This is a genomic window from Aquibium oceanicum (assembly GCF_001889605.1).
GTDB lineage: Bacteria > Pseudomonadota > Alphaproteobacteria > Rhizobiales > Rhizobiaceae > Aquibium > Aquibium oceanicum.
Window position 1 is genome coordinate 4,846,014 of sequence record NZ_CP018171.1, and the last position, 12,714, is coordinate 4,858,727.

General features: G+C 64.4%; 17 protein-coding genes. 6 read left to right on the plus strand and 11 right to left on the minus strand.

Translation table 11 applies throughout. The features are described 5' to 3' along the window. Position 1: 1 nt before the first annotated feature. Complete coding sequence (locus tag BSQ44_RS23670) at positions 2–256, plus strand: hypothetical protein (RefSeq protein WP_072607495.1); 255 nt, start codon at positions 2–4, stop codon at positions 254–256. Between the two features lie 118 nt (positions 257–374). Here the strand turns inward: BSQ44_RS23670 and BSQ44_RS23675 are convergent, their stop codons facing one another. From BSQ44_RS23675 to BSQ44_RS23700, 6 genes are all read right to left on the minus strand, one after another. Continuing rightward, complete coding sequence (locus BSQ44_RS23675; protein ID WP_072607496.1) at positions 375–1,442, minus strand: dipeptidase; 1,068 nt, start codon at positions 1,440–1,442, stop codon at positions 375–377. Between the two features lie 119 nt (positions 1,443–1,561). After that, on the minus strand, positions 1,562–1,858 hold the full coding sequence (locus tag BSQ44_RS23680) for a GNAT family N-acetyltransferase (RefSeq protein ID WP_072607497.1): 297 nt from the start codon (positions 1,856–1,858) through the stop codon (positions 1,562–1,564). A 4-nt stretch (positions 1,859–1,862) separates the two neighbouring features. After that, positions 1,863–2,162: a GNAT family N-acetyltransferase gene (locus tag BSQ44_RS23685; RefSeq protein ID WP_072607498.1), complete on the minus strand. Its 300-nt coding sequence runs from the start codon at positions 2,160–2,162 to the stop codon at positions 1,863–1,865. Then, entirely contained in the window at positions 2,159–2,797 is a 639-nt protein-coding gene (locus tag BSQ44_RS23690) for an alpha/beta hydrolase (RefSeq protein WP_072608256.1), read from the minus strand. Before BSQ44_RS23690 ends, BSQ44_RS23685 begins: the two co-directional genes overlap by 4 nt. A gap of 44 nt (positions 2,798–2,841) precedes the next feature. After that, the gene (locus BSQ44_RS23695; RefSeq protein ID WP_072607499.1) at positions 2,842–3,774 is read right to left on the minus strand and encodes a VOC family protein; all 933 of its coding nucleotides are present in this window, start codon (positions 3,772–3,774) and stop codon (positions 2,842–2,844) included. A gap of 264 nt (positions 3,775–4,038) precedes the next feature. After that, positions 4,039–5,190 (minus strand): PRC-barrel domain-containing protein, encoded by a 1,152-nt coding sequence (locus BSQ44_RS23700; RefSeq protein ID WP_072607500.1) that lies wholly within the window; start codon positions 5,188–5,190, stop codon positions 4,039–4,041. 254 nt (positions 5,191–5,444) lie between these two features. Between BSQ44_RS23700 and BSQ44_RS23705 the strand changes: the two genes are divergently transcribed. Next, positions 5,445–6,362: a diacylglycerol/lipid kinase family protein gene (locus BSQ44_RS23705; protein ID WP_072607501.1), complete on the plus strand. Its 918-nt coding sequence runs from the start codon at positions 5,445–5,447 to the stop codon at positions 6,360–6,362. A gap of 31 nt (positions 6,363–6,393) precedes the next feature. Here the strand turns inward: BSQ44_RS23705 and BSQ44_RS23710 are convergent, their stop codons facing one another. Beyond that, positions 6,394–6,861, minus strand: coding sequence for a hypothetical protein (locus tag BSQ44_RS23710; RefSeq protein WP_083534890.1), 468 nt, complete (start codon positions 6,859–6,861; stop codon positions 6,394–6,396). A gap of 9 nt (positions 6,862–6,870) precedes the next feature. After that, positions 6,871–7,290, minus strand: a complete 420-nt coding sequence (locus BSQ44_RS23715; protein ID WP_335622603.1) for an ElaB/YgaM/YqjD family protein — start codon at positions 7,288–7,290, stop codon at positions 6,871–6,873. A 60-nt stretch (positions 7,291–7,350) separates the two neighbouring features. Between BSQ44_RS23715 and BSQ44_RS23720 the strand changes: the two genes are divergently transcribed. Together BSQ44_RS23720 and BSQ44_RS23725 are read left to right on the plus strand one after the other, a co-directional pair. Then, positions 7,351–8,487: an AI-2E family transporter gene (locus tag BSQ44_RS23720; protein ID WP_072607503.1), complete on the plus strand. Its 1,137-nt coding sequence runs from the start codon at positions 7,351–7,353 to the stop codon at positions 8,485–8,487. An 84-nt stretch (positions 8,488–8,571) separates the two neighbouring features. Then, on the plus strand, positions 8,572–9,414 hold the full coding sequence (locus tag BSQ44_RS23725) for an HTD2 family dehydratase (RefSeq protein ID WP_072607504.1): 843 nt from the start codon (positions 8,572–8,574) through the stop codon (positions 9,412–9,414). A 95-nt stretch (positions 9,415–9,509) separates the two neighbouring features. Here BSQ44_RS23725 and BSQ44_RS23730 read toward each other — a convergent pair whose 3' ends face one another. Beyond that, positions 9,510–10,265: a Crp/Fnr family transcriptional regulator gene (locus BSQ44_RS23730; protein WP_072607505.1), complete on the minus strand. Its 756-nt coding sequence runs from the start codon at positions 10,263–10,265 to the stop codon at positions 9,510–9,512. 137 nt (positions 10,266–10,402) lie between these two features. Between BSQ44_RS23730 and BSQ44_RS23735 the strand changes: the two genes are divergently transcribed. Beyond that, positions 10,403–10,798: a response regulator gene (locus tag BSQ44_RS23735; RefSeq protein ID WP_235633301.1), complete on the plus strand. Its 396-nt coding sequence runs from the start codon at positions 10,403–10,405 to the stop codon at positions 10,796–10,798. Here BSQ44_RS23735 and BSQ44_RS23740 read toward each other — a convergent pair. After that, positions 10,781–11,332 carry a sigma-70 family RNA polymerase sigma factor gene (locus tag BSQ44_RS23740; RefSeq protein ID WP_072607506.1) on the minus strand — a complete coding sequence of 184 codons (552 nt, stop codon included), beginning with the start codon at positions 11,330–11,332 and terminating at the stop codon, positions 10,781–10,783. The two genes, BSQ44_RS23735 and BSQ44_RS23740, sit on opposite strands and share 18 nt — an antisense overlap. Then, a complete protein-coding gene (locus tag BSQ44_RS23745; RefSeq protein WP_335622604.1) occupies positions 11,329–11,475 on the minus strand; it encodes a NepR family anti-sigma factor in 147 nt (48 codons plus the stop codon). The genes BSQ44_RS23740 and BSQ44_RS23745 overlap by 4 nt, the downstream gene beginning before the upstream one ends. Positions 11,476–11,741: 266 nt before the next feature. On the opposite strand from BSQ44_RS23745, the gene BSQ44_RS23750 reads away from it, so the two are divergent. After that, entirely contained in the window at positions 11,742–12,536 is a 795-nt protein-coding gene (locus tag BSQ44_RS23750) for a response regulator (protein ID WP_072607508.1), read from the plus strand. Positions 12,537–12,714 lie beyond the last annotated feature (178 nt).

The following is a 12,714-nucleotide window of genomic DNA, read 5'->3' on the forward strand; positions in this document are numbered from 1 at the left end:
GATGCCCAACGAAGCCGACGCCGCGCGCGAGGACGCGGAGAACTGGGACCTGATCCGGACGCCGCTCGGCGAGCCGTGGTCCGGCCGCACGCGCTATGCGGCCGCCATGTACTTCTACAAGAAGGGCGACATGAACGCCGAGACGCTGGAAGTCTATCGCCTCTCCTCGCGGCTGGACCATCAGGACCCGCTGTCGATCATAAGGGATCGGGGGGTCGGGAAGGCTTGGTTGGAGCGAGTAGGGAGTAGGGAGTAGGGAGTAGGGAGTAGGGAGTAGGCAAAAGTCTTTGGGCTCGAAGCAAGCTGCAAGGATGGATTCTTGCTGCCCGCGATAGGATCGCTCCGTCCCTACTCCCTACTCCCTACTCGCTCCCTCACCCGATCGTCCGCTCCAGCATTCCCACCCAGTTCCGCCAGGCGATCTTTTCGACCAGCTCGCGGCCGTAGCCGTGCTCCAGCATGGCGTCGATCAGCCTCGGCAAGCCGGTGACGTCTCGGATCGAGGCGGAAACGAGGGCGCCGTCGAAGTCGGAGCCGAGGCCGACGCCGTCCTCGCCGAGCGCTTCAAGCAGGGCGTCGATGTGGCGCAGCATGATGACCAGGCCGGTGTTGGAGACCATGCGGCCGTCCTCGCGCAGGAAGCCGGTGGCGAAGTTGAGGCCAACCATGCCGCGGCTTTCGCGGATCGCGCCGAGCTGCCAGTCGGTCAGGTTGCGCGCGGAGGCGCAGATGGCGTGGACGTTGGAGTGGGTGGCGACCAGCGGGACGTCGGTGATGGCAGCAACGTCGCGGAAGCCCTTCTCGTTGAGGTGGGACAGGTCCACGAGGATCCTCCGCCGGTTGCAGGCCTTGACCAGCGCCTTGCCGGCGTCGGTCAGCCCGTCACCGGTGTCGGGGGAGGATGGAAAGCGGAAGGGGACGCCTTCGCCGAAGATGTTGCGGCGGCTCCAGACCGGGCCGATCGAGCGCAGCCCGGCGGCGTGAAGCACGTCCAGCATCTGAAGATCGGGATCGATGGCTTCCGCACCCTCGATGTGGAACACCGCGGCGATGGAGTTCCGCTCCATGGCCAAGCGGATGTCGGCCGCGCTCCGGCAGATCGTCAGCGCCCCTTCGGAGGCCCGTTCCAGCCGAAAGAGGATCGAGGCCATGGCGAGCGTCGATTGCGTCGCGTCGGCCTGGGAGAGTTCGGCGGGCAGGCCGGCGTTCCTGCCGGCGCCCGGAGGCGGCCCTGAAATGTCCATGGACCGGCCGACGGGCGGTGGGAAGATGGCGAAGAACCCGCCGGCGAAGCCGCCCTGTCGCGCGCGCGGCAGGTCGATATGGCCTTTGGGCGTGCCGTCGAGGAACATGCGTTCCGGCTCCGCCCCGCCCAAAGTCATGAGCTTAAGCAGCACGTCGTTGTGGCCGTCGAAGACCGGTATGAGCTCGCGTTCTGTCATGAGGGCGCTTCAGGTTCCGGAGAGAGCCCGACGCGAAACGCACAGGCACCCGACCCTCCTAGCCGATGCCGGCGGAGGGGGCAAATCGGCTGGGACGCGGGCGAGTGGCTGCAATAGGATCAGCGCGCCAGCACGTCGTCCCATTCCGGGGTGTGACGCTTGAACTCGTCGGCGACGAACCAGCAGGTCGGCGTGATCGTGTAGCCGCCGGCGCGCGCGTCGGCGATGAGCCGCTCGACCATCCGTTCCGCGATCCCCTGCTCGCGATAGGGCACCGGCACGAAGGTATGATCCGCGATGACGCGGTCTTGGCTCACCCGCACGAAGGTGAGCCGCGAATCCTCGCCGTTCGGCATGGGGACGAAGTAGCGGCCGCCTTTCAGCGTCTCCTCGAACTGGATTTCCTGTCCGGTCATGTCTTCACCTCTTGAGGACGTCTGCCCATTCGGGATGCTTCTTGAACTGCGCGTTCGCGAAGGGGCAGAGCGGGATGATCTTCTTTCCGGCAGCGCGGGCATCTTCCACGGCGCGGGTGACCAGCCGCAGGCCGGCCCCCTGCCCTCGGAAGGAGTCCGGCACTTCGGTGTGATCGATGATCAACTGGTGCTGGCCGACATTGGAATAGGTCGTCTCGGCAATGGAACCGTCGGGTGCGCGCAGGAAGTAGCGGCCCTTGGAGCCATTGTCCTCGTGCTCGATGGCGATGGGTGCGTCGGTCATGCCTGTTCTCCTTGCGCCTGTGTCGGCGTGCTCCCGGCCAGAAAGGCCTTCGCTGCGGAAAGTTCCCCGGGACGGACTTCATGGCCGCCCGAATGCCAGTCTAGCGTCACGTCGGCTTCCGCCGCGATCAGCCAGGATTCCAGCCGCGCCGTCAGGTTCGGCGGGCAGATAGGATCGTGCCGCCCGGCCGTGATGAGGATGCGCTTTCCCTTGAGCGAACCTTCGATCCGCGGCTGGAACGGGATGAGCGGATGCATCAGAACAACAGCGTCGAAGAGGTCGGGGCGAGCGAACATCGTGGTGGCGAGGATGTTCGCGCCGTTGGAATAGCCGATGCCGAGCACCTGGCCAGACCCGGTGTCGGCTGCGTGCGCCTCGACGAAGCCGATCATCTTGGCGGTCGCGCGGGCGAGGTCGTCCATGTCGTAGACGCCCTCCCCGGTGCGGCGGAAGAAGCGGGCGGCGCCGTGCTCGGAAACGTCTCCGCGCGGCGAGACGATCGTCCCGCCAGGTACGAGATCCCACGCCATCGCCAGAAGCTGGTCTTCGCCGCCGCCGGTGCCGTGGAAGGCGAAGACGAGCGGGCGGCCGGGCTCCCCGGGTTCTAAACGGTGGATGTAGATGTCTTTCGACATGGTGTGCTCCATGGACGGGCCGGCGGCCGAAGCCGCCGCCCTCCTCAATCGGTGATCGGCTGCAGATGCTCTTCCAGCGACTTGCGCAGGTGCTCGTGCTGGGTCGGCAGCTTCAGCGCCTCTCCGAGATGCGCGGTGTCCTCGTCGCGGTCGAAACCGGGTTCGTTCGTGGCGACTTCAAACAGGACGCCGCCCGGCGTGCGGAAGTAGATCGCCCAGAAATAGTCGCGGTCGATCACCGGCGTCACCTGGTAGCCTGTGTCCATCAGCGACTTGCGCACCTCGAGCTGCTTTGCGCGGTTCTCGACGGCGAAGGCCACGTGGTGCACCGATCCGGCACCGAGGCCGGCGCGGTTGCCGCCCGGCATCGTCTCGATGTCGACGAAATCGGCTCCGTTGCCGCCTGGGATCGCCAGGCGCTTGACGTTTCCGGACGTGTCGACCGGCTGGTAGCCCATGAAACCGAGAAGTTCCTCCGTCGCACCGCCGTCCTTGAGCCGCAGCGACACCGAGTGGAAGCCGCGGATCGCCTCGTCGGCGGGAACGTCGCTTCTGGTCCACGGCTCGCGCGGGTCATCCGCGGTCTCGACGAGGGCGAAGGCATCGCCGTCGGGACCGGCGAAGGACAAGCGCTTCTCGCCGAAACTTTCATCGAGAGACAGCCCGTCTACCCCTTCGCTCTCGAAGCGGTTCTGCCAGTAGCCGAGCGTGCCCTGCGGAACGGAGAAGACCGTGGTTCCGACCTCGCCGGTGCCGGGATGCCTGCGGGCGATGTTCGGAAACGGGAAATAGGTCATCACCGTGCCCGGCGTGCCGACTTCGTTGCCGTAGTAAAGATGATAGACGTCGGGCGCATCGAAATTGACGGTCTTCTTGACCCGGCGCAGGCCGAGATTTCCGGTGAAGAAGGCGTTGTTCTGCCGCGCTTCCTTCGCCATGGACGTGACGTGATGCAGGCCCCTGATCTGGTCGAGCATGCTGGTGCTCCTTTCCGGTTCACTCATGGATCGCGATGGCGATCCCTTCGTGACACAATGTCGGGTCTTGCCACCCGGAATGGAAGCATCGTGACTTGGAATACATCGTTCGATAATAATGAACGATGAGGGACGCTTCGTTCAGGCATCCTGCTCTGGCCGGCGGGTGTATCCGATGGGGCAAGACGCTTCCCGCGTTCTCGAAAAAGAAAAGGACCCGCCGCGATTGCGACGGGTCCCTTCGTTCGTGGGTAGAGCGAGAGATTAGCTGCGCGGGACGACCAAGCGCATCTCGTCACGGCGCTCAGCGTAGGAGCCTTCGTCGTAGGCCGGCTGGGCCTCGAGCTGCTCTTCCGTGAAGTTCGTGTAGAGATAACGATTGCCGTCCTCGTCGGTCAGGAACTCGAGCTGGTCCATGCCGACCGCGACTTCCTTCTCGCCAATGCCGAGGAAACCGCCGACGTCGATGATGAAGGCATCGATCTGCCCGTCCTGGCCGAGCACGATGTCGCCGATTTCGCCGACATTGTCATCATTGGCGCCATAGACGGTCGTGCCGATGAAGTCCTCGGCCGACATACCCGTCGCATCGACAGGCTGCAGGGTCGAACGATCGATCGCAGCGGTCTCCATCTGATCCGCGTTGTCGTTCATCGGAGCAACTTCCTCGGCCGGAGCCTGGGCAGTCTCCTCGTTCGCGTCCTCGCCTTCGGCGGGCTCGACCACGACGACATCGACATCAGATTCGCCTTCGGCGGCGGCCGGAGCGGTCTCTTCGGCGGGCGCGGCAGCCATGGTGTCGGTCTGCTCAGTCTCTGCGGCCGGAGCCTCAGCCATCGTTTCCGTCTCAGTGGTGGTGGCACCATCGGCCGGAGCAGTGGCTACGGTGTCGCCCTCTGCCTGGTCAGCTTCGACCGGAGCGTTGGCAAGGTCTTCCGCCGTCGCCGGCTTGGTTTCGGCGACATTCGCATCAGCCGGCATCGGCTGATAAGCGAGACGGTCGAATTCCTGCTGCGCCTTCAGCGCGTCAGCGGTGGTTTCGACGACCATCCAGCGGTCATCGTCGCGGTCGACCCACTCGACGAGATTGTATTCGATGGCGACGTCCTTCTGGCCGATGCCGAGGAACCCGCCGACGCCGATCACGACGGCCTGGATGCTGCCGTCCTTGCCGATGACGAGATCGTTAACTTCGCCGATGTTCTCTGCATCGTCGCCGGTGCCGTTGTAGACTTCCTCGCCGATGATGTTGGATGCGAGGTTGCCTTCAGCCTTGATCTGCATCGGGGCGTCCTGCTGCATCGTCGCTGCTGCGGGATCCTGCGTCGCCGGCTGGGTCGGGGTGGTGGTCTGCGCAATAGCGCCGGTAGAGATAAGAGTTGCGACCGCAGTGGTCGCCAAGAGGTTGCGGATCATGTTAGTCTCTCCTTGTGCATTTCACATGCATGGCCGCGCAACAGTCCGATCGTCGCTGTGAGGGTTTGGTGCGCGGCCTATTCAACGCCGGGTCAACGCGGCTCTCGGAAAGTTGTTCCGACAGTGAAGTACCGCCGAAACATTTTCTGCAGCCGCTAGAAAGCCGCACTTTCGCGGGGAACCTGCCAGCCTTGCGTGCGTTGCTGCCTGTTCGATTCTCCAGCCAGAAACCTGTTCATCCGGGACCATCCTGAATGCATTTCCTCGCGATCCTGAACCGCGAAGGCGGGACCCTGCGGACCACCGACCTCGACGCGCTTTCCGACTACATGCGCCGGATCTTGAGCGATGCGGGACACAGCATCGAGATCGAGATCGTTCAGGGAGCCGAGATCTCCGACGCATTGGAGAAGGCCGCCGCACGCGCGGACGTGGACGTGGTAATGGCCGGAGGCGGAGACGGAACGATCTCGGCCGCGGCCGCCACGCTGATGGACACGGGCAAGGCGCTCGCCGTCCTGCCGGCGGGCACGATGAACCTCTTCGCGCGCGGCTTGCGAATCCCGTTGACGCTAGAGGAGGCGATCGACGCCTACGCGCACGGCGAGGAACGGGCGGTGGACATCGCCACCGCGAACGGGAAGCCGTTCGTGCACCAGTTCTCCATCGGTCTTCACGCACGCATGGTGCAACTCAGGTCCCGCTTCGAATACGGGTCGCGGCTCGGCAAGATCGTCGCTTCATGGCGCGCGGCGTTCACCGTGATGGCTCACCCACCGGCAATCGACATCTCGCTCGACATCGGTAGCACCGAGATCCGGACGAGAACCACCGGTCTCGGCATATCGAACAACGTGTTCGGGGAAGGCCACCTGCCCTATGCCGACAAGCCCGATGCAGGGGTGCTGGGCATCTACATTGCCAGCGCCGCGAACCGGCTGGAGATCCTGTGGTTCTTCCTGGCCATGATGATTGGACGGTGGAAGGACCTGGAGAAGGTCGAAATCCACGAATGCGAGACGGCAGTTCTGACGATCCGCTCGCGCCTGCGCCGCCACCCTTGCGTCATCGACGGCGAGTTGCGGGAGCTGGAAAAGAAGACCGTGCTCGAGATCCGCCCGAAGGCGCTGCGCGTGCTGGTGCCCTCGGTCGAGGCCATGGCGGAGAACTGAGGCCCGCGGCCAGGGCCGGAGCAGGCTCCGGTCAATAGTAGTCGTCGTCGCGCTCTTCCGGGTACTCTTCCGTCCGCCCGCGGTTCTTCTGATAGATCGCATAGGCGGCGATCGCCGCCAGCGGAATTGCCACGGTTCCCACCCATCCGGCAGAGCGTATCAGGGCAGGCGCCGCGGCCACCGCGGCGGCCGTCGCCATCGACCTGAACTGATCGGAACGTTCCTCACGCTTGCGGCGGCGGGCGCGCATGGCCGAGATGGTGCGGTGGACGACCAGGATGACGGCGGAAATCGCGAGAAACCCGAGACCAAACCAGAGAGCGGCATAAAAGCTACCGTAGCGCTCCGCGACGTAGATGAAACCCGCGGCGATGAGGAAACCGAAGCCGAGCAGGAAGGCGACACCGGCGAGGGCGAAGTCGAGCACAGCGCGCCTGATGCGCCGCGCCGTGCGCGCCGCATCCAGATTGATGATCATGTCGAAGATGGAGCCCAGCACGAACCGGCTCTAGCGGCGGGTGATGAGCGCGAAGAGAAAGCCGACGCCCGCCGCAATCGCCAGGGAGGTCACGGGCTTCTCGCGCACCGTCATGACGATCTGGGCTTCCATGTCGCGGGCATTGGCGCGAATGTCGTCTAGGGCAGCCTCGCCCTGGGCACGAAGATGCTCGGCGCCGCTGATAGCGGCCCGCCGCGCCGCCGCAGCGGAGCGCTCGCCGGAGCTGGACAGTTGCGCCTTCAGAAGCGCCATTTCTTCGCGAAGAAGGGCGATCTGCGCTTCAAAATCCTCGCGGGAATCGACCTTCTCGACCTCCGGGTCGTTGGTCGGCTTGTCGCTCTTGGCTTGTGTCGCGCTCATGAAATTGCTTGTCCTCTTCCAAATAGAAGGTGGAACGCGGATAAAGCCGCCCGGTTCCGGAATGTCCATTAAGGAACCGGGCCATATGAAAGTGCGTTTCGTCGCGGGAGTCCAGCCGGAAATAGCCTGATGCAGTCCCGCCTCCCCGAGAAGCCGTCCACGCGACGTCTTCCGCCCAAGTCCAACATTGAACTCCTGATCTCCAAATCGGCCGAAGTGGCGGCGATCGCGGTCGGCGTCGTGGCGGTCGTTTTTGCCCTCGACGCAGCAGAATTCGTCCTGGCGCCGGTGGTCACCGCCATCGTCGTCGGCTTGATGCTAGGCCCCGTTGCGACAAGCCTCGAACGCCATGGCGTGCCTGCGACGGTTTCGGCAGGCGCGGTGGTCATCCTTTTCCTGGTCATTCTCGCGATCGCCGCGGCGGCGCTCGCCGCGCCGCTCTCGACCTGGATGAGCCGGGGGCCGCAGATCTGGCAGGAACTCCAGATCCATCTCTCCCAGTTGCGCGAGCCGCTGGCGACCCTCCAGGACCTCCGCGACCAATTGCGCTCCACTGTTGGCGGCGAGGGCGTGACGGTCTCGGTCGAAGAGGAGTCGGCCATGGAGAGCGTCGCGACCCTGGCCCCGGCGATTGTCGGGCAGGTCCTGCTCTTCCTCGCCAGCCTCTATTTCTTCGTCGCCACCCGCTATCAAACGCGCCACTCGATCCTGCAGGTCTGCGTATCCCGCAAGCTCCGCTGGCGGGTGGCGCACATCTTCCGCGACGTCGAGCGCAGCGTATCGCGCTACCTGCTGTCGATCTCGATCATCAACGTGGGACTCGGCGTCGCGGTGGCGATCGCGATGCTGGCGATCGGCATGCCGTCGCCGGCGCTCTGGGGCGCGCTGGCCGGTCTCCTGAACTTCGTGGTCTATCTCGGACCCGCGGTGATGGCGGTGATCCTGTTCGCGGTCGGCCTCACGCAGTTCGACACGCTGGGCGGGAGCCTCGTTCCGCCGCTGGTCTATCTGGCGCTCAATCTCATTGAGGCGCAGTTCGTAACGCCGCACGTCATCGGACGCGCCATGACGATGAACCCCTTCGTAGTAATCCTGTCCATCGCCTTCTGGATATGGATCTGGGGCCCGCTCGGCGGCTTCATCGCCATCCCCGTCCTGCTTGTCCTCTACTCTATCGCCGCGAACATCATCCCGGGGATCGCGTGGATACCCGAGGAACGTACCGTGGTCATGCGCCCGGCGGACCCGAGGAACGTCCGCCGCTGAGCATCCGGCCGCCCGCCCCGTGGACTTCCGCGTTTGCTGCTGCGATGAAGGCGCACGGACGGACTAGCGGAGACGGCAAGCCTCATGGAAGACTACGCGCAATGGATAGGCAGGACGGAGACACGGCGAGACATCGTCGCCGCAGGTCCACTCGACCGCCTCGCAGCCACGCTTGACCGCTCCGACCCGCCGTTGCGGCCGGGCGACCCCGCCCCTCCCCTCGCCCACTGGCTGATGTTTCTGCCGGGCGAACCCCAGTCCGCTCTCGGACAGGACGGCCATCCGAAGCGCGGCGGCTTCCTTCCTCCCGTCCACGAATTGCCGCGCCGGATGTGGGCTGGAAGCCGGATGAGCTTTCCCGGCACCTTGCGCGTCGGGATGGAGGTGGAACGAAGGTCGGTTATCGCGGACGTGAAGCAGAAGGAGGGTGGAACGGGTAGCCTGGTCTTCGTCACTGTGCGGCACGAGATCGGCGAGCCGGGTGGGCCGGCGCTGGTGATCGACGAGCATGACATCGTCTATCGCGGCCTGTCCGGCGCCGCCGCCAAGGGCGCCACCCCTGCCCCGGCGGCGGGCGGGTGGCGGCGCGAACTTATGCCGGACCCGGTCCTCCTCTTCCGTTACTCCGCGCTTACCTTCAACGGCCACCGCATCCATTACGACCGCGAATACACCGTGCGTGAGGAAAGTTATCCGGGGCTCGTGGTGCACGGCCCGCTGATCGCGACGCTCCTGCTCGATCTCGTGCGTCGGGAGCGCCCGGAGAGCCGGATCGAAGCGTTCTCGTTCCGCGCGATGTCTCCGCTTTTCGACGGGCGCCGGATGGCTGTCAACGGCACCTCGCCGGATGCGGAGGGAAATGTCACCCTATGGGCCGAGAACGCCGATGGCGGCCTGGCGATGAAGGCGGAAGCGAGGATCGAGTGAGGCGGGGGCAAGTACAGGGAAGACGGGAGAGCGCTTAGACCTGGCTGGCGAACGATCGTCTGCGCGCGACGCCCCCTTTTCAGCAGGGCTTGGAATCAGACCAGCGGCCGCTTGGTCTCGGCGGGAAACTCCGAATGGGCGATATCGCGCAGGCGGTCCAAGTCCAGCACCTCGCAGCCGCGGTCGCGCCAGCGAATCAGGCCGCGGTCGGCGAGCTTGCGCATCGTCTTGTTGGTGTGAACCAGTGACAGCCCGAGTGTATCGGCGACGAGCTGCTGCGTGATCGGCAGGCCGACGGCAGCGTTGCCGTTCAAGCCGACGGCCTTCGCGCGCATGGTCAGCGACGCGATCAGAAAGGCGGCGCGCTCGAGAGCGGTACGCCTGCCGACGCTGAGCAGGTTTTCGTCAAGCATCTGCTCCTCGCGGGCGGCGAGCCAGGTGATGTCGAAGGCGAGCCCCGGATGGCATTTGTAGAGTTGATCCAGCTTGCTGCGTTCGAACACGCACAGGAGCAGCGGCGAAAGCGCCTCCACCGAATGCTGCATCTCGCCCATCAGGGTTCCCTGCAAACCGATGAGATCGCCGGGCATGACATAGTTCAGCACCTGGCGGCGGCCGTCTCGCAACATCTTGTAGCGAAAGCCCCAGCCGGAAAGAACGGTGTAGAGATGCGCGTTGTGGCTGCCTTCGATGAGCACTGAGGCGCCGCGCTCGGCGGTCAATTCACCCTTCTTGAACGACGCCACGAAATCGAGCTCGCTCTCGGCGAACTCCCTGAAGATCGGCAGCGGCCGCAGCGGACACCGCTCGCACGTGTGCTGCCTGGTTGCCTGCTGCCTCTGCTCGTTCACGCGTTTACCCCGGTGACGCGGCGACCCGAATTGCACTGCGGTGCACGGCGGGCGCCTCTACGTCTTATTTAAATGACTTTGCGAGCCACCGGTGGCATGAAAACGCCTTCGCCACAAGATTTTCGGGAGACAAGAAATTGGCCGAACGCCAACTTGCGGGACGTTCGATTCTCATCCTGGAGGATGAGTTCCTGATTGCAATGGACGTGGAGCAGACCTGTCTCGACTGGGGAGCGGACAAGGTCACCATCATCCGCGCGCTCGACCAGTTGGGGCAGGATCCGTTCCGCCAGCACGAGTTCGACAGTGCCATCCTGGACGTCAGGCTCGGCGGAAACTCGACCGTGGAATTCGCCCGCGAACTCCATTGCCGCGGTATCCCGTTCGTGTTCGCCACCGGAATGAGCGACCAGAACGATTTCGCCACGCGCTTTCCCGGCGTGGCGATCGTTTCCAAGCCCTACTCCGGCGAAGAGCTTCTCAAGATGCTCGTCGCCGCGATCGATGGAACGGAACTAAGCCGCAGCGCCTGAGCCGAGAACCTGCGAGGCGATCGCATCGGGACCGAATTCGCCCTCTCCGTCGATCGACAGAACCTCCTGGAGCCGCACGCGCGCCCGGCTGACCCGGCTCTTGATGGTACCGACGGCACATTCGCAAATCTCGGCGGCTTCCTCGTAGGAGAAGCCCGAAGCGCCAATCAGGATGATCGCTTCGCGCTGATCCTCCGGAAGCGTATCGAGCGCGGCGCGGAAATCCTTAAGATCGAGCGTACCGTGCTGGCTGGGGTGAACGGCGAGTCGTGCCGTCATCGTGCCTTCGCTGTCCTGGACCTCGCGGCCCCGCTTGCGCATCTGCGAGTAGAATTCGTTGCGCAGGATGGTGAACAGCCAGGCCTTGAGGTTCGTCCCCGGCTGGAAACTGCTCTGCTTGTCCCACGCCTTCACCAGCGTTTCCTGCACGAGGTCGTCCGCCTTGTCGCTGTTGTGCGACAGCGACACCGCGAAGGCACGCAGACTCGGGATGGCTCCCAGCAGGCCCGTCTTGAACGCGGCTGCATCGCTCATTGAGCGTCCCCATCCTTGTCCTTGGACGCCTCGGCGTGTTCCAGCTTGCTCAAGAGGTCCGTGAACCGATCCGGCACGTCGTCCGACATCAGATCCTGGTAGTACTCCCGCAACTTGCGGCCGATCTCCGAATTCGTGCCCAAGGGATCATCCCCCCGGCGCGGCTTCGGAGCGGCCGTAGCCGACTTCTGCTCTGTCATTACTGGTAACACCCCTGCCTGTATACGCGGCTTTCGCCACCCCTTCTTCTTCGAGACTCGCGCCGCCGCACGTGCCATATTCCGATCCAGAATGTATGTTGTGCGAAAAAGTTCCCGTCGTCCGGAACTTTTTTCGGCAACGCCCGTTTTAACGCGATATGCCGCGGTGGCGCATGCTGCCCGGATCTGAGTGAGGGAGACTATCTGGAATGAGCCTGTCCGCAAGTATCGCACCGCACTTGCCCTATCTGCGCCGCTTCTCGCGAGCGGTTTCCGGCTCCCAGGCAAGCGGCGACGCTCTTGTTGGCGCCGTACTGGAAGCCATCATTGCCGACATCAGCATATTTCCGGAGGCAAGCAGCCCCAAGGTCGGGCTCTACAAGGTCTTTACGAAGCTTTTTTCCTCCATTGCCGTTCACATCCCTACCGGGACGCCGTCCTCGGCCTGGGAGGCGCGCGCCGCCGCCAACCTCTCGGCGATCGCACCGCTTCCGCGCCAGGCTTTCGTCCTCGTTGCCGTGGAAGGCTTCAGCGACAGTGAGGCGGCAGAGATCCTCGATGTGACGGAAGAGCGGTTCGCCGCCCTACTCGGCGAGGCCTCGAAGGAAATTTCCCGCCAGGTCGAAACCGATATCATGATCATCGAGGACGAACCGCTCATCGCGATGGACATCGAAGAGATGGTCGAGAGCCTCGGCCACAGGGTGGTGGGCACCGCCCGCACCCACTCGGAGGCAACCGCCCTGTTCCGCAAGACCCAGCCGCGGATGGTTCTTGCCGACATCCAGCTCGCGGACGGCAGCTCGGGTATCGACGCGGTAAACGAGATCCTCGCCAACGCGCCGGTTCCGGTGATCTTCATCACCGCCTTCCCGGAACGTCTCCTCACCGGCGAGCGCCCCGAACCCGCCTTCCTGGTCACGAAGCCCTTCAACCCAGACATGGTGAAGGCGCTGATCAGCCAGGCGCTGTTCTTCGATCGCCAGGCCAAGGCCGCCGCCTGATCCGTCGCCAGTGCGCAAAAGTACCGAAAGCCGCCCCAGGGCGGCTTTCTTTTCGACCGTTTCCGGGTGAAGCAAGCGCAAACGCTGCGATCTAGCCGCGAAGTTACGGGGAGAAGCTAGGACGCTCAAATGAGCCGGCATCCTCCTGGGGCAGTCAAAATAGGCTTTACATCACCAA

What these genes read in the sequence shown, in the direction of transcription:
- BSQ44_RS23740 (WP_072607506.1), bottom strand. Translation starts at nt 11,332, where the DNA reads ATGAGCGATGCAGCCGCGTTCAAGACGGGCCTGCTGGGAGCCATCCCG.
- BSQ44_RS23715 (WP_335622603.1), bottom strand. Translation starts at nt 7,290, where the DNA reads ATGGACATTCCGGAACCGGGCGGCTTTATCCGCGTTCCACCTTCTATT.
- BSQ44_RS23695 (WP_072607499.1), bottom strand. Translation starts at nt 3,774, where the DNA reads ATGCTCGACCAGATCAGGGGCCTGCATCACGTCACGTCCATGGCGAAG.
- BSQ44_RS23675 (WP_072607496.1), bottom strand. Translation starts at nt 1,442, where the DNA reads ATGACAGAACGCGAGCTCATACCGGTCTTCGACGGCCACAACGACGTG.
- BSQ44_RS23725 (WP_072607504.1), top strand. Translation starts at nt 8,572, where the DNA reads ATGGAAGACTACGCGCAATGGATAGGCAGGACGGAGACACGGCGAGAC.
- BSQ44_RS23685 (WP_072607498.1), bottom strand. Translation starts at nt 2,162, where the DNA reads ATGACCGACGCACCCATCGCCATCGAGCACGAGGACAATGGCTCCAAG.
- BSQ44_RS23705 (WP_072607501.1), top strand. Translation starts at nt 5,445, where the DNA reads ATGCATTTCCTCGCGATCCTGAACCGCGAAGGCGGGACCCTGCGGACC.
- BSQ44_RS23680 (WP_072607497.1), bottom strand. Translation starts at nt 1,858, where the DNA reads ATGACCGGACAGGAAATCCAGTTCGAGGAGACGCTGAAAGGCGGCCGC.
- BSQ44_RS23690 (WP_072608256.1), bottom strand. Translation starts at nt 2,797, where the DNA reads ATGTCGAAAGACATCTACATCCACCGTTTAGAACCCGGGGAGCCCGGC.
- BSQ44_RS23720 (WP_072607503.1), top strand. Translation starts at nt 7,351, where the DNA reads ATGCAGTCCCGCCTCCCCGAGAAGCCGTCCACGCGACGTCTTCCGCCC.
- BSQ44_RS23700 (WP_072607500.1), bottom strand. Translation starts at nt 5,190, where the DNA reads ATGATCCGCAACCTCTTGGCGACCACTGCGGTCGCAACTCTTATCTCT.
- BSQ44_RS23670 (WP_072607495.1), top strand. Translation starts at nt 2, where the DNA reads ATGCCCAACGAAGCCGACGCCGCGCGCGAGGACGCGGAGAACTGGGAC.
- BSQ44_RS23750 (WP_072607508.1), top strand. Translation starts at nt 11,742, where the DNA reads ATGAGCCTGTCCGCAAGTATCGCACCGCACTTGCCCTATCTGCGCCGC.